The organism is Cellulosimicrobium sp. CpK407, from assembly GCF_051844275.1.
Lineage (GTDB): Bacteria > Actinomycetota > Actinomycetes > Actinomycetales > Cellulomonadaceae > Cellulosimicrobium > Cellulosimicrobium cellulans_G.
The window spans coordinates 1-14,955 of sequence record NZ_JBGNYC010000015.1; the positions used below are offsets into that span (position 1 = coordinate 1).

Here is a 14,955-nt window from a genome sequence, read left to right on the forward strand (position 1 = left end):
GTGGGGCCCGGGCGAGCCGCGTCTCAGTCCACGGCGAGCGCCGCGACGGGCGACGTGCGGGCAGCGGTCCGGCCCGGCACGACGGACGCGACGAGCCCCGCCACGAGGGCGACGACGAGCACGAGCGCGACGTCCCGCCACGGCACGGCGAGCGACACGTTGCCCATGACGCTCAGCGCCGTCGCCGCGCCCGCCCAGCCGTACAGGACGCCCAGCACGATGCCCAGGACCGCGCCCACGCCCGCGATGAGCATGCCCTCGATCGCGAGCATCCACCGCAGCTGCGCCCGGCTGAGGCCGATCGCGCGCAGCGTCGCCGACTCGCGTCGCCGCTCGATCACGGAGAGCGAGAGCGTGTTCGCCACGCCGATGAGGGCGATGACGACGGCGACCGCGAGCAGCCCCACGATGACCCCGAGGATCGTGTCGATGACGCTCTGCATGGCCGCACGCTCGACGGCGATGCCGGCCACCTCCACCGGCGTGTCCGACTCGACGATCGCGTCCTGGATCGCGGGCACGACCTGCGTCGCGTCGCCCGTGTCGTCGAGCCCGACCCACAGCCGGGACACGAGGGCGTCCGGGGCGAGGGTCTTCGCGTCGTCCGCGTCGAGGAGCCAGCCGTCCCCGATGGCCCCGACGTGGGCCGTCACGTCGAGGGTCCCCCCGTCCGGACCGGTGAGCTCGAGCGTGTCGCCCTCGGCGACGTCCCAGGCGTCCGCGTCGGCCTCGGGGACCATGACCGTGCCCGGGGCGAACGCGGCGAGCACGTCGGGCGAGCGCACGACCGCGCGGGCCTGGTCCGGGTCGACCCCGTGCATCGTGATCTCGGCGCCGTCGAGCAGCGTGACCGTGACCCCGGAGAGCTCGACGACGCGCGAGACGCCCTCGGTCCCCGAGACCGCGCGCACCACGTCGCTCGGCACGGCGTCCTCGGTCGACCCGTAGGCGTCCGTCGCGACGAGGACGTCGACCGGGTACTGGTCGTCGAGCGCGGCGTCGAGGGACGTCCGGGCGCTCGCGGCGCCGGTCGACATCATCGCGACGAGCGTGACGCCGATGAGCAGCGCGGTGCTGGTCGCCGTGGTGCGGCGCGGGTTGCGCAGCGTGTTCGCGGTGGCGAGCCGCGCCGTCGATCCCGTGCCGGCCAGCAGCCGGCCCACGAACGACACGACCCCGGGCAGCCAGTACACGGCGCCGACGAGGACGCCGACGAACGACAGGGCGCCGCCCGCGACCCCCGCGAGGAGGCCGATCTCGGGGCTGCCGGTGCTGCCCAGCCAGATGCCGCCGCCGAGGACGGCGAGCCCCCCGAGGGTGAGCAGGGTCGCGACGACGAGGCGCGCGCGCCCACCACCGCGCGCGAGGTTCGGCGCGTCCGAGGGGCGCAGCGCCTCGAGCGGCGCGACGCGCGTGGCGGCGCGCGCCGGGGCGAACGACGCGACGACCGTGACGAGGGTCCCGACGAGCAGCGGGACGAGGACGACCGCGGGCGTCACCGTGATGGTCGCCGGGATCGGCACGCCGAGGTCGGCGCCACGGGCCACGAGGAGCGCGACCTGCGTGAGCAGGCCACCCAGCAGGATGCCCCCGACCGACGCGAGGACGCCGAGGATCGTCGCCTCCGTCAGGACCGACCGGGCGAGCTGCGACCGGTTCGCGCCGACGGCGCGCAGGAGGGCCAGCGTCCGCGTGCGCTGCGCGACGAGCACCTGGAACGTGTTGGCGATGACGAGCGCGGCGACGAGCAGGGCCACGGCGGCGAAGCCGAGGATGACGTACGTGAAGACGTCCTGGTCACCCGTCATCTTGCGGGTCTGCGCCTGGGCGTGCTCGTCGGGCGTCACGGCCTGGGCATCGTCGGGCGACGCCGCGACGAGCGCGGTACGCGCGGTCTCGAGGTCCGTGCCGGGCGCGAGCCCGACCATCGCCGCCGAGTACAGGCGCTCCGGGTCGTCGGGGCTCGCCTGCGCGGCCTCCCACGCGGCGACGTCCTCCGCCGTCACGACGACGGCCCCGCCCATCTGGGCGTACGCGCCGTACGGGTCGTCGGTCGTGCCGACGACGGTCAGCTCGTCGCGGACCTCCTCGTACGCGCCGCCGTCGGGGGCGGAGGCGTCCCACACGTTGCGCGAGCTCGTGACGGCGTCGCCGATCCCGACGCCGAGGCGCTCGGCCACGGCCGTGGGCAGCGAGACCTGTCCCGAGGCGGTGGGCATCGAGCCCTCGACGACCTCGAGCGCCTCGAAGCGCGGGTCGGAGGGCGCGGGGACGCCGAGCTGGAACACGCGCTTCGAGCCGTGCGACAGGTCGAGGTAGGTGAACTGGACCGCGTCGACCGCGTCGACGCCGCTCACGGAACGCAGGGCGTCGACGTCGGACGCCGTGAGGTCGCTCGGCGCGGACACGACGAGGTCCGCGTCGGCGAATTGCGCGGCGATCGAGTCGTTCGTGGTCTGGGTGATGACGTTGCCCGCGATCAGGGTCGCCGTGACGAACGCCGTCCCGATGACGATCGCGACGCCGGCCGCGACGAGGCGGCCGATGCTGCGGCGCATCTGCGCCAGGGTGAGGCGGAGCATCAGGCGCGCACCGCCTGCGACGCGGGGGCGGAGCCGTCGGCGCCCGGCGCCTCGAGCGTGCGCAGGGCGTCGAGCCCGGCGAGCACCGACTCGGGCGTCGGGTCGATGATGTCGCCCGCGATCCGCCCGTCGGCGATGAGCACGACGCGGTCCGCGTACGCGGCGGCCGTCGGGTCGTGCGTGACCATGATGATCGTGCGGCCGAGCTCGCGGACGGAGCGGCGCAGGAAGCTGAGCACCTCCGCGCCCGAGCGCGAGTCGAGGTTGCCCGTCGGCTCGTCCGCGAAGACGACCTCCGGACCGGCGATGAGGGCGCGCGCGATGGCGACGCGCTGCTGCTGGCCGCCGGACAGCTCGCTCGGGCGGTGGCTCAGGCGTGCCTCGAGCCCGAGCGTGCGCACGAGCGTGTCGAACCACGTCCGGTCGACCTTGCCGCCCGCGAGCTCGACGGGCAGCGTGATGTTCTGCTCCGCCGTGAACATGGGGAGCAGGTTGAACGACTGGAAGACGAAGCCGACCCGGTCGCGGCGCAGCTGCGTGAGCGCGTTGTCGTTCAGGCCCGTGACCTCGGTCTCGCCGATGAAGGCGTGGCCGCTCGTCGCGGTGTCCAGCCCTGCGAGCAGGTGCATGAGCGTCGACTTGCCCGAGCCCGACGGCCCCATGATGGCCGTGAAGTGGCCGCGCTCGAAGTCCACGTCCACGCCGTCGAGCGCGTGCACCGCTGCCTCGCCCGTGCCGTAGGTCTTGCGCAGCGAGCGGGCCCGCACCGCGGGCGGGCCGGCAGGGGCGGGGTCGGCGGGTCGGTACACGGTCGTGTCCACGTCATCTCCTGAGTGCGTCGAGTTCGTCGTCGGGCCGTCGTGCGGCACGCCGGTCCGGTGGTCGGAGGCGTGCGCCGGGGATCGTGGACGACGCTACGGACCCGGCCCGCCCCGCCGCGTCCGGCGAGGGTCGGGTCCTGCACGCGAGCAGGGTCATCCCGTGGTCGTACCCGACCCGGGCCGAGGGCTGACACGACGGCGCCCCACGGGTCCGGGGACCGGTGGGGCGCCGTCGGGACGGTCGGGAGTCAGGAGCCCGGGCGGACCAGGCCCGTCTCGTAGGCCGTGACGACGGCCTGGACGCGGTCGCGCGCGCCGAGCTTGGCGAGGATGCGGCCGACGTGGGTCTTGACCGTCGCCTCGGCGACGAACAGGTCGCTCGCGATCTCCGTGTTGGACCGGCCGCGCGCCATGAGGACGAGCACCTCGCGCTCGCGCTCGGTGAGACCCTCGACGGCGGCGTGCGCGGGGGAGTCGTCGGCCTGCTCGGCGGGCAGCGCCGTCACCAGGTGCTCGAGCAGGCGCCGGGTGGACGACGGGGCGATCACGGCGTCGCCGCGGTGCACCGTGCGGATCGCCGCGAGCATCTCCTCGGGCGGCGCGTCCTTGAGCAGGAACCCGCTCGCGCCGGAGCGGATCGCCTCGAGCACGTACTCGTCGAGGTCGAACGTCGTGAGCACGATCACCTTGGGCGCGTGCCCGCCGTCGGCCGCGGCGGCGGTGAGCCGGGCCGTCGTCTGGAGCCCGTCCAGGTGCGGCATGCGGACGTCCATGAGCACGACGTCGACCGGGTGGTCCGCGAGGAGGCGCAGCGCCTGCAGGCCGTCGCCCGCCTCGACCGCGACCGTGAGGTCGGGCTGCGAGTCGATCACCATGCGGAAGCCCGCGCGCACGAGCTGCTGGTCGTCGACGAGCGCGATGCGCACGGGCTCGACCGGCGCGAGCGGGTCGGCGGCGTACGCGCCGCCGGGGTCGGGGAGGGCGTCGGTCATGGTGTCCTGTCGGTCGGTCGGTCGAGGGCCGGGTGCGGGGGCTCCGCGTCGACGGCCGGCGGCGGCGGGGCCGTCGCGGCGGCCGGGTGGCCCGGGGCCATCCTGCCCGACGCCGCGGGCGCGGGTGCGGGGACGACCCGACCCGGGGGTCGGGGGAGGGCGGCCGGTCCGGGGGCCGCGCCGGGCAGGGCGGGCACGGGGATGCGCAGGTGCACGCGGAACCCGCCGCCGGGACGCGGGCCCACCTGCACGGACCCGCCGAAGAGCGCGGCCCGCTCGCGCATGCCCAGCACGCCGTAACCGCCGGGCCGGGCCTCCTGGTGCGCCGCGGCGGCGGCCGAGGCGCCGCGCCCGTCGTCCTCGACCTCGAGGTCGAGCGTGGTGGCGCCCCAGCGCACGACGACGGTGACCTCCGGGTCCGGGCCGGCGTGCTTGAGCACGTTGGTCAGGGCCTCCTGGCACACGCGGTAGACCGTGAGCCCTGCCCCGGGGGGCAGCGGTCGCGCCTGGCCGACGCGGACGAAGGACACGCGCATGCCGCTGTCGCGCACCTGTGCGACGAGCGTCTCGAGGTCGGCGGTGTCCGGCTGCGGGGCGCGCTCGAGCGCCGCCGTCGCGCCGCTCGCGGGCGCCGGGTGGCCGGGTGCGGCGGGCCCGTACGGCGAGCCGGCGGGCGGCGCGCCCGCCGGCCCCCGTCCCGGCAGCGCGAGGGTGCCCCCGGGCCCGACGGCGGCTCCCGGCGGCGCGGCGACGCGCGGCTGCTCCGTCCGGAGGACGCCGAGGAGCCGGCGCATGTCCGCCAGGGCCGTGCGGCCCGTCTCGGACACGGTCGCGAGCGCGCGCGTCGCGGCGTCGGGGTCGTGGGCGGCGGCGTACCGGCCGCCGTCGGCCTGGGCGATGATGACGGAGAGGGAGTGGGCGACGATGTCGTGCATCTCGCGCGCGATGCGGGCACGCTCGGCGGCGGTCGCGATCTGCGCCTGCTGGTCGCGCTCGACCTCGAGGCGTTCCGCGCGGTCGACGAGCGCGGCGATCGTCTCGCGCCGGGAGCGGCGCACGAGGCCGAACGCCCACACCGCGAGGAACGTCATGCCCCCGAACGCGGACGTGAAGAAGACCATCGTCGCGAGGTCGGTGAGGCGACCGGACATCAGGCCGAGCGCCACCCCGAGGACGACCGCGCCCACGAGCGAGGACACGATGGCCGTCCGGTGCGCCCAGCGGGGCCCGTAGACCGTGACCGAGTAGAGCGCGACCAGCACCGCGAAGTCGGCGGGGAAGATCAGGAAGTAGCCGGCCAGCAGGTGCACCAGCGCGACGGAGTACACGGTGATCGACGACGCGAGCGGGTTGGACCGGCGCCAGGGCAGCGGGGCGAGCAGGAGGGCCGCCCAGAACGCGGCCCAGCCGCCGCTCGTGCCGACGCCGCTCGCGCCGGCCGAGGAGAACGCCGCGGACGCGGGCACGAACACGACGGCGAGGACGAGCGTGACGGTGAGGTCCACACCGAACCGGTGCTCGTCGGACCACTGCCCGAGCCGCTCGTACCATCCCATGCGTCAAGCCTAGGCAGAGGGCGGCGGCGGGGCGTCCGACCAGGGTCGCAGAGTTCACGAGACACGATGGGACCGAAGTCGTACTGATGCCCTAGCATGAGCGAATGACCCACGTACTGCTAGCGGAGGACGACCCGGCGATTGCCGAACCTTTGGCGCGCGCACTGACACGTGAGGGTTACAACGTCGTCGTCCAAGGAACTGGTCAAGGAGCGATCGACTCCGCGAGCGGTGCGGACATCGTGGTGCTCGATCTGGGCCTTCCGGACATGGACGGCCTCGACGTCGCGCGCGAGATCCGGCACAAGGGTCTCACCACCCCGGTGCTCGTGCTCACCGCCCGGGCCGACGAGGTGGACCTCGTCGTCGGCCTGGACGCCGGTGCCGACGACTACGTCACGAAGCCGTTCCGGCTCGCCGAGCTGCTCGCCCGGGTGCGGGCGCTCCTGCGCCGCTCGCACGGTGAGCAGGTGGACGAGGAGGAGCTCGCCGCGCAGGACGTGCGCATCGACGTCTCCGCGCACCGCGCGTTCCAGGGCGAGCGCGAGCTGCACCTGACCACCAAGGAATTCGAGCTGCTGCGCGTGCTCGTCGCCAGCGCGGGCTCGGTCGTCGTGCGCGACGCCCTCATGCGCGACGTGTGGGGCTCCGAGCCGGTCGGCTCGACCAAGACGCTCGACATGCACGTGTCGTGGCTGCGCCGCAAGCTCGGCGACGACGCGAACGCGCCGCGCTACATCTCGACCGTCCGCGGTCTCGGCTTCCGCTTCGAGACCGGCGAGAGCTGACCGACCCCGACCGGGGACGAGGGACACGGGGAGCGAGGAGCAGCGTGCGGCGTCGGATGCTGCAGGCGACGGTGGCGGCCGTGGCCGTCGCCGTCATCCTCCTCGGGTTCCCGCTCGCGTTCTACGGCGCGCGGTTCGTGCTGCAGGGGGAGGTCGACGACGTCACGTCGCGCGTCGAGCGCCTCTCGCGCTCGATCGACGCCCGCCTCGCCGCGGGCGACGAGATCCCCGACTACGTCATCACGGACGCGGTCCAGCCCCGCGCGAGCGACCCTCCGGCGCAGGTCTACGTCACCCTGCCCGACGGGACGGTGCTCACGGCGGGCGAGGAGATCACCGGGCGGGGGATCGAGCAGCCGCTGCACTCCGAGTCGGGTGCGCTCGTCACGCTCACCGTCTCCTACTGGGACGCGTACCTCCAGGCGGCGCAGGTCGTGCTGCTCGTCGTCGCCGCGGCCATCGTCGCGTTCGCCGCGGGCATCGGGATGGCGGTGTGGCAGGCGAACCGCATCTCGGCGCCGCTGGTCTACCTCGCGGCGTCCGCCGAGCAGCTCGGGTCGGGACAGGTGCGCCCGCGGCTCGAGCCGTCGGGGGTCGAGGAGATCGACCTCGTGGCCGCCGAGCTCGCGCGCAGCTCCGACCGGCTCGCGGGTCGGCTCGCGGCGGAGCGCCAGTTCGCCGCCGACGCGTCGCACCAGCTCCGCACGCCGCTCACGGCGCTCAGCATGCGGCTGGAGGAGATCTCGATGGCCTCGGACGACCCGGCCGTCCAGGAGGAGGCCCGGATCTCGCTCGAGCAGGTCGAGCGACTGGTCGGCGTCGTCGACGACCTCCTCGCCTCGTCGCGGCGCGCGCAGGGCGGGACGACGGAGGCCGTCAGCCTGCTCGACGTCGTGCACCAGCAGGAGGAGGAGTGGGTCCCGACGTTCGCGAAGGCGGGCCGTGAGCTCGTCGTCGACGTCCCCGCGGAGTACCAGGTGCTCGCGACGCCCGGGGCGCTCGCGCAGGTCCTGGCGACGCTCATCGAGAACTCGCTCAAGCACGGCGGCGGGACGACGACGGTCCGCGCGCGCCCGTCCGGCACGAGCGGTGCGATCGTCACGGAGGTGTCGGACGAGGGCGCCGGCGTCCCCGACGACCTCGCCCCCCGGATCTTCGAGCGCGAGGTGACCTCCGGCGCCGGCACGGGCCTGGGTCTCGCGCTCGCGCGCGACCTCGCGGCGTCCGACGGCGGTCGGCTCGAGCTCGCGCAGCGTCGGCCCGCGGTGTTCGCGCTCTTCCTCGCGGGGGTGCCGCGGCGCCTCGACCCGCGGGTCGTCCTGCCGACGGGGGTCGCGGTCTCCGCGCACGGGCGTCGTCGCCGGCGCCGCGGCTGACGCGACCGGGTCCCGGTGGGGGCGTCAGGGAGTCGCGGTCTCCCGGCCGGCGACGTCGTCCCGCGCCCGGTCGCCCGTGAACACGAGGCGTCGGTAGGCGACGTAGCGGAACGCCGTGCCGAGCGCGAGCCCGACGACGTTCGCGGAGACGTTCTTGGCGAGCGGGGACGTGAGGCCCAGCGCGTACGTGGAGATCGCGAGGCAGCCGACCGCGATGAGCATCCCGCCCACGTTGACGACGACGAAGGCCGCGAGCTCGCGGCCGCGCGCCTGGGTGCGGCGTGCGGAGAACGTCCAGTAGCGGTTGCCGATCCACGCGACCAGCGTCGCGACCGTGACGGACACGATCTTGGCGGTGAGCGGCTTGTGGCCGAGGACCTCGCCCGGTCCGAAGCTGAGCAGGTTGAACAGGCCCAGGTCGACGACGTAGGCGACCGCCCCGACCGACCCGAACTTCGCGAGCTCCCGCACCCGGGCGAGGACGCGCTCGCGCCGCGGCGGGGCCGCCGCGTTCGCCTCGGCTCGCCGGTCCAGGTCGCTCGTCACCCTCCGAGGCTACCGGCCGCTCCTGAGCGTCGCCCGGGTGCCGGGGGCGGCCACCGGGTCGCGGGGCCGAGGAGCCGACGGTCCGGAGTCCGGGCGACGCGCGGTCCCGCGCCGCCCAGGCACTAGGGTGGGTGCACGTGGCAGCCCCAGTGATCGCCGTGGTCGGCGGAGGACAGCTCGCGCGCATGATGGCCCCCGCGGCCGGAGAGCTCGGCGTGCACCTGCGCGTGCTCGTCGAGGCCCCGGACACGTCCGCGGCCCAGGTGGTGGTCGACGCCCCCGTGGGCGCCGCGTCCGACGAGGCCGCGATCCGCTCGCTCATCGCCCCCGCGGGTGCCGCCCCGGCGGACGTGCTGACCTTCGAGCACGAGCACGTCCCGAACGCGCTGCTCACCGACCTCCTCGAGCACGGCACGCCCGTGCGTCCCGGACCCGACGCGCTCGTGCACGCGCAGGACAAGATCGTCATGCGGCGCCGGCTCACCGAGCTCGGCGTGCCGTGCCCGCGCTGGGCCGCGCTCCCCACCGCGCCCGACGCCGCCCGCACCGCTCTCGCGGACTTCCTCGCCGAGGTCGGGGGCGAGGCCGTGGTGAAGACGGCGCGCGGCGGGTACGACGGCAAGGGCGTGCGCGTCGTGTCGGTCGCCGAGGGCGGCGCCGAGCAGGTCGCGGAGTGGATCGAGGCGGCCGCCACGGGCGGCCCCGAGCTCCTCGTCGAGGAGAAGGTGCCCTTCACGCGCGAGCTGGCCGTCCTCGTGGCGCGCCGTCCGTCCGGAGGGATCGACGGTCGGGGCGAGGTGCGGACCTGGCCCGTGGTCGAGTCGATCCAGCGCGACGGCGTGTGCGCCGAGGTGATCGCGCCCGCGCCCGGTCTCACGGAGGCCGAGGCGGAGCGCGCCCGCGACGCGGCGGTCCGGATCGCCGAGGGCCTCGGCGTCACGGGGGTGCTCGCGGTCGAGATGTTCGAGGTCCCGGGCGACGACGGGCCGCGCGTGCTGGTGAACGAGCTCGCGATGCGCCCGCACAACTCCGGGCACTGGACCATCGACGGCGCGGTGACCAGCCAGTTCGAGCAGCACCTGCGGGCCGTGCTCGACCTGCCCCTCGGCGACACGACGGCCACCGCCCGCTGGACCGTCATGGCGAACGTGCTCGGCTCGACGCTCGGCGAGCTGACCGACGCGCTGCCCGACGTCCTCGCCGCCTTCCCCGACGCGAAGGTCAACCTGTACGGCAAGGGCGTGCGCCCCGGGCGCAAGCTGGGCCACGTGAACGTGAGCGGCGACGACCTGGGCGAGGCCCGGCGTCGGGCCCTGGCCGCGGCCGCGATCCTGCGGGGCGAGGGCCCCGAGGGCACCCCGAACGAGGAGCGAGCATGAGCGAGAACCCCGTCGTCGGCATCGTCATGGGGTCGGACTCCGACTGGCCCGTCATGGAGGCCGCGGCCGACGCGCTCGCCGAGTTCGGCGTGCCCGTCGAGGTCGACGTCGTCTCGGCGCACCGCATGCCCGTCGAGATGATCGACTACGGGCGCAGCGCCGCCGAGCGCGGCCTGCGCGTGATCGTCGCGGGCGCCGGGGGAGCGGCGCACCTGCCGGGCATGCTCGCCGCCGTGACGCCGCTGCCGGTGATCGGCGTCCCCGTGCCGCTGCGCCACCTCGACGGCATGGACTCGCTCCTGTCGATCGTGCAGATGCCCGCGGGCGTCCCCGTCGCGACGGTCTCCGTCGGCGGGGCGCGCAACGCGGGCCTGCTCGCCGCGCGCATCCTCGCGGCCGGCACCGACGACGACTCCGCGCGGCTGCGGGAGAAGATGGTCGCCTTCCAGGCGGACCTGGGCGACCAGGCGCGCGCGAAGGGTGCGCGCCTGCGCGCGTCGAGGTCCGGGGAGCAGCGCACGGGCTTCGGCGCCTGACCGGCGCGCCGCGGGTTTCTGCGGCAGGCGGTTGTCGGGTTAGCCTGCGGGCGCGTCTCGCGACGCAGGGGGCTGGACCGACGACGGTCCGTGGCGGGTCGGTCCGACACCCACCCGGAGCAGTTTCACGTGGCAGCACCGCAGGCAGCATGGGCGCCGACGGCGTCGTCCGACGCGACCCCCGGTGCGGTCCGACGGCACGCCCGCCCGAGGACCGCGACCTCGCGCGACGGCTACCGCTACGACCTCGACGGCCTCCGGGCGGTCGCGATCCTCCTCGTGGTGGTCTACCACGTCTGGCTCGGCAGGGTGTCGGGTGGCGTGGACGTGTTCCTCATGCTCTCGGCGTTCTTCCTCACGGGTTCGTTCGCGCGCCGCCTGAGCGCCGGGCGCGGGGTCGCCGTCGGGGCGTACTGGGTGCGCACGTTCAAGCGCCTCGTCCCCGTCTCCGCGGTGGTGCTCCTCGGCGTCCTCGGGACCGCGTTCCTGCTCTACCCGCCGTCGTCGTGGCCGTCGGTCTGGACGCAGACCTGGGCGTCGCTGGGCTACGTCCAGAACTGGGAGCTCGCCCGAGAGTCGGTGGACTACTACGCCCGGGACGGCGCGGTCGCGAGCCCGCTCCAGCACTACTGGTCGCTCTCGGTCCAGGGCCAGGTCTTCGTCCTCTGGCCGCTCCTCCTGCTCCTGTCCGGGCTCGTCGTCCGGCGCCTGAGGCTCTCCGTCACCCCTGTGCTCCTCGTGGTGTTCGGGACGGTGTTCGCGGCCTCGCTGGCCTTCTCCGTCGTCGAGACGGCGTCGGACCAGGGGCTCGCCTACTTCGACACGAGGGCGCGACTGTGGGAGTTCGCGCTCGGGTCGCTCGTCGCGGTCGCCCTGCCGCTCGTGCGCCTGCCGGCACGGGTCGCCCTGATCGTCGGCTGGGCGGGGCTCGCCCTCATCGTGACGTGTGGGCTCGTGCTCGACGTCCAGGGCGGGTTCCCGGGCTACTTCGCGCTGTGGCCCACGATGGCGGCCGCCGCCGTGATCGTCGCAGGCACGGCGGCGCACCCGTGGGCCGTGGGCAACGTGCTCGCGCACCCGGTGCTGCGGTCGCTCGGGCGGGACGCCTACGCCCTCTACCTCGTGCACTGGCCGCTGCTCATCACCTGGCGGGTGGTCACGGGACGTCAGGTCCCGTCCTGGCACGAGGGTGCGGTGATCGTGGTCGTGTCCCTCGTCCTCGCCCGCCTCCTCACCTCGCTCGTCGAGCGCCCCGTCCGGGACCTGGCGTGGGCGCGGACCGTCCCGTGGCGCGGTGCGGTCGCCGTGCTCGTCGCGGTCACGGTCGTGGCCGTTCCCCTCGCCGCCTGGCAGTCGGCCGAGCGCGCGCGGGCCGCCGAGGCGCTGGTGGGCGCCTCCGCCGACAACCCGGGCGCGCGCGTGCTCCTGCCGGGATACCAGGACGCGTCGGACCCGACCGCACCTCCCGTCCCCGTGGCGACCGCGCTCGACGCCCAGTGGGTGTCGCTCACGGAACGCTGCTCGGGAAGGTTCGCGCCCGACGTCGCGGAGCTCGCGAAGCGGTGCGGGCAGCTCGTTCCCCCCGCTCCGGAGGGTCCGACGGTCGTGGTGGTGGGCGACTCGCACAGCGAGCAGTTCATGGGTGCGCTGATCCCCGTCGCCGAGCGCGAGGGCTGGACCCTGGTCTCGGTCCTCTACGGGGGATGTTCGTTCGGCACGGCGGGCCACCCCTGCCGCGAGTGGAACGAGCAGGTGCTCGACTACGTCCTCGAGCTCGGTCCGGACGCGGTCTTCACCGTCACGACGGCCGCCGAGGCCGACGGCACGGGCGAGACCGTCGTCGTCGGGCTCCAAGAGGCGGTCGACGTGCTCTCCGACGCGGGGATCGCACTCCTCGGGGTCCGGGACAACCCGCGGTTCTCGACGGACATGTTCGTCTGCGCCGAGCAGCACGGTCCCGATGCGGACGTGTGCCGCCACGACCTCGCGTCCCGCTCCGCCTCACGGAACCCCGCCGAAGACCTCCGGGTGGGCGACGGGTCGGTGCTCGTCGACCTCTCTGGGGCGGTGTGCCCCGACGGGTGGTGCGTCCCGGTGGTGGGGAACGTGCACGTCTACCTCGACGACAACCACCTCACGTGGGACTACGCTCGTTCGCTGGCCCCGTTCCTCGAGGACGAGCTGTCACCGTGGACCGACCGCGCGACGTCGACGCGACACGGGGAGCCGTCATGACCGGACCTGTCGGAGCGAGGGCTCGCTCCGTCGGCCCGACCCGGCCGACGACGCCGCCCCGTCATGCGCGGTCACGTGCGGCGGACCGGTCGACAGACGCTGCCGTGCCCTACCGGCACGACCTCGACGGCCTGCGCGCGCTCGCGGTCGTGCTGGTCGCCGTATACCACGTGTGGGTCCACCGCGTCTCGGGCGGGGTGGACGTCTTCCTCATGCTCTCGGGGTTCTTCGTCGCCGGGGGTCTGCTCCGCTCGTTCGCCCGCGGAGCGCCGGTGCGGCTGCGAACCTACCTCCCGCGGCTCGCCCGCCGGCTCCTTCCGGCGCTCGTCCTGGTGCTCGCCGCGGTGCTCGTCGCGAGCGCGGTGCTCCTCCCGCGCACCCGGTGGACGGGGGTCTCGGGCGACGTGCTCGGGTCGCTGCTCTACGCCGAGAACTGGCGGCTCGCCGCCGCGGAGCAGGCCTACGGTGCGGCCGACGTGGGACAGAGCCCGCTCCAGCACGTCTGGTCCCTCTCCGTCCAGGGACAGCTCTTCGTCGGGCTTCCTGTCCTTCTCCTGCTCGTCTGGTGGTCGGCAGGTCGCGCGGGGATCGCGACGCGCCTGGCGATCGTGCACGCGACGGTGGTGACCGGGGCCGTCGCCTCGTTCGTCTACGCCGTGGTCGCGGTGCGCGCCGACCAGGCGTTCGCCTACTACGACACGGTGGCGCGCGCGTGGGAGTACCTCGCGGGTGCGCTGCTCGCGCTCCTGGTGACGCGCGTGCGCCTGCCCGGTGCGTCGGGGCTCGTCGCGGGCTGGGTCGGGCTCGCGCTCGTCGTCGCCAGCGGCTTCCTCGTGGACGGCGCGGCGCTCTTCCCCGGCCCCGCCGCGCTCGTTCCTCTCGCAGGCGCCGCGCTCGTCGTCGTCGCGGGGACGCCCGACCCGCGCGGGATCGCCGTCGCTCCCGCGTGGTCGGTCTCGAGGCTCCTCGCGTGGGCTCCGGTCGCCCGAGCCGGCGGGTACGCGTACGCCTTCTACCTGTGGCACTGGCCCGTGCTCGTGTTCACGATCGTCCTCCGCGACCGGCCGGTGGGCTGGCTCGCAGGGATCGGCGTGCTCGGCCTCTCGGCCGTGCTGGCGGTCCTGACGAAGCAGCTCGTCGAGGACGTGCTCCGTCGGGACCCTCGAGATGCGCGAGGCGCCACGCGCGCACGGCCCCCGCGGTGGGTGCTGCGTCCTCTCGTCGCTGTGGTCACCGTGACCGTCGCGGTCGTGCCGCTCGCGTGGCACGCCCACGTCCTGTCGGTCCAGCGCTCGTACCAGGGCACCCTGCAGGACGTCGACGTCGCTGCGTACCCGGGGGCGCTCTCCGTCCTCGAACCGGGCGCGTACGCGGCGGCGGCTGCCGACCCGGTGCCCGCCGTGGAGGCCGTGCTCGAGGACACGTCGCGGGTCGTCCTGGACGGCTGCATGACGGGGGACGGGGAGAGCGACGTCAAGCGGTGCTCGTACGGCCCGGAGGATGCCGCGACGGTCGTCGCGCTGGTCGGTGCGTCGCACAGCGAGCACTGGTTCGCCGCGCTCGAACCGATCGCCGACCGTCGTGGCTTTCGTGTCGTCCCCGTCCTCAAGGCGGGGTGCCTCTTCCTCGACCCCGAGGACGGCGACGTCGACGGCGAGTGCGCGACCTGGCAGCGCGACGCGATGGACTACGTCCTGTCGCTCGAACCTGACGTGGTCATCACGACCTCGACGCGACCGACGAAGTCGGACGGGCCCCGTGAGGTGGTCCCCGACGCGTACGTCCGTGTCTGGGAGCGGCTCGCCCTGGAGGACGTCCCGGTCGTGGCCATCCGCGACAACCCGTGGCACCCGTTCTGGATGCCCGAGTGCGCGGCCGTCCACGGCTCGGAGTCGGACGAGTGCGCCGTGGCGTGGGAGGACGTCCTGGACGACGTGGACCCGTCGCTCGACGCCGTCCAGGCGCTGTGGAACACGACGATCCTCGACTTCAACGACGTCCTCTGCCCGGACCGTGTCTGCCGGCCGGTCCAGGGCAACCGGTTCGTCTACCGCGACGACAACCATCTGACGGCGACCTATGCCGTGACGCTCAGCCCGGTGTTCGACGAGCGGCTCGGTGTCGCGACCGGGTGGTGGTGACGA

At 74.7% G+C, this 14,955-nt stretch carries 11 protein-coding genes; 6 read left to right on the forward strand and 5 right to left on the reverse strand.

Annotated elements, in window-relative coordinates:
- Positions 1-23 precede the first annotated feature (23 nt).
- From ABWU78_RS08800 to ABWU78_RS08815, 4 genes are all read right to left on the reverse strand, one after another.
- Positions 24-2,582 (reverse strand): ABC transporter permease, encoded by a 2,559-nt coding sequence (locus tag ABWU78_RS08800; protein WP_439158135.1) that lies wholly within the window; start codon positions 2,580-2,582, stop codon positions 24-26.
- Positions 2,582-3,403: an ABC transporter ATP-binding protein gene (locus tag ABWU78_RS08805; protein ID WP_439158136.1), complete on the reverse strand. Its 822-nt coding sequence runs from the start codon at positions 3,401-3,403 to the stop codon at positions 2,582-2,584. Before ABWU78_RS08805 ends, ABWU78_RS08800 begins: the two co-directional genes overlap by 1 nt.
- Before the next feature lie 248 nt (positions 3,404-3,651).
- Positions 3,652-4,395 (reverse strand): response regulator, encoded by a 744-nt coding sequence (locus ABWU78_RS08810; RefSeq protein ID WP_253053111.1) that lies wholly within the window; start codon positions 4,393-4,395, stop codon positions 3,652-3,654.
- Entirely contained in the window at positions 4,392-5,951 is a 1,560-nt protein-coding gene (locus ABWU78_RS08815) for a sensor histidine kinase (RefSeq protein ID WP_439158137.1), read from the reverse strand. Before ABWU78_RS08815 ends, ABWU78_RS08810 begins: the two co-directional genes overlap by 4 nt.
- Positions 5,952-6,055: 104 nt before the next feature.
- Between ABWU78_RS08815 and ABWU78_RS08820 the strand changes: the two genes are divergently transcribed.
- Both ABWU78_RS08820 and ABWU78_RS08825 read left to right on the forward strand, forming a co-directional pair.
- Positions 6,056-6,739, forward strand: coding sequence for a response regulator transcription factor (locus tag ABWU78_RS08820; protein WP_031316534.1), 684 nt, complete (start codon positions 6,056-6,058; stop codon positions 6,737-6,739).
- A gap of 44 nt (positions 6,740-6,783) precedes the next feature.
- Positions 6,784-8,115, forward strand: coding sequence for an ATP-binding protein (locus ABWU78_RS08825; RefSeq protein WP_253053115.1), 1,332 nt, complete (start codon positions 6,784-6,786; stop codon positions 8,113-8,115).
- Between the two features lie 24 nt (positions 8,116-8,139).
- Here the strand turns inward: ABWU78_RS08825 and ABWU78_RS08830 are convergent, their stop codons facing one another.
- A complete protein-coding gene (locus tag ABWU78_RS08830) occupies positions 8,140-8,661 on the reverse strand; it encodes a GtrA family protein (RefSeq protein WP_353708669.1) in 522 nt (173 codons plus the stop codon).
- 137 nt (positions 8,662-8,798) lie between these two features.
- On the opposite strand from ABWU78_RS08830, the gene ABWU78_RS08835 reads away from it, so the two are divergent.
- The 4 genes from ABWU78_RS08835 to ABWU78_RS08850 all read left to right on the forward strand — a co-directional run bounded on the left by ABWU78_RS08835 (position 8,799) and on the right by ABWU78_RS08850 (position 14,952).
- A complete protein-coding gene (locus ABWU78_RS08835) occupies positions 8,799-10,040 on the forward strand; it encodes a 5-(carboxyamino)imidazole ribonucleotide synthase (RefSeq protein ID WP_353708670.1) in 1,242 nt (413 codons plus the stop codon).
- Positions 10,037-10,576, forward strand: a complete 540-nt coding sequence (purE, locus tag ABWU78_RS08840) for a 5-(carboxyamino)imidazole ribonucleotide mutase (protein ID WP_253053121.1) — start codon at positions 10,037-10,039, stop codon at positions 10,574-10,576. Before ABWU78_RS08835 ends, purE begins: the two co-directional genes overlap by 4 nt.
- Positions 10,577-10,705: 129 nt before the next feature.
- Positions 10,706-12,811 (forward strand): acyltransferase family protein, encoded by a 2,106-nt coding sequence (locus tag ABWU78_RS08845; RefSeq protein ID WP_439158138.1) that lies wholly within the window; start codon positions 10,706-10,708, stop codon positions 12,809-12,811.
- A gap of 104 nt (positions 12,812-12,915) precedes the next feature.
- A complete protein-coding gene (locus ABWU78_RS08850; RefSeq protein WP_439158139.1) occupies positions 12,916-14,952 on the forward strand; it encodes an acyltransferase family protein in 2,037 nt (678 codons plus the stop codon).
- Positions 14,953-14,955 lie beyond the last annotated feature (3 nt).

What these genes read in the sequence shown, in the direction of transcription:
- ABWU78_RS08800 (WP_439158135.1), bottom strand. Translation starts at nt 2,582, where the DNA reads ATGCTCCGCCTCACCCTGGCGCAGATGCGCCGCAGCATCGGCCGCCTC.
- purE (WP_253053121.1), top strand. Translation starts at nt 10,037, where the DNA reads ATGAGCGAGAACCCCGTCGTCGGCATCGTCATGGGGTCGGACTCCGAC.
- ABWU78_RS08810 (WP_253053111.1), bottom strand. Translation starts at nt 4,395, where the DNA reads ATGACCGACGCCCTCCCCGACCCCGGCGGCGCGTACGCCGCCGACCCG.
- ABWU78_RS08815 (WP_439158137.1), bottom strand. Translation starts at nt 5,951, where the DNA reads ATGGGATGGTACGAGCGGCTCGGGCAGTGGTCCGACGAGCACCGGTTC.
- ABWU78_RS08820 (WP_031316534.1), top strand. Translation starts at nt 6,056, where the DNA reads ATGACCCACGTACTGCTAGCGGAGGACGACCCGGCGATTGCCGAACCT.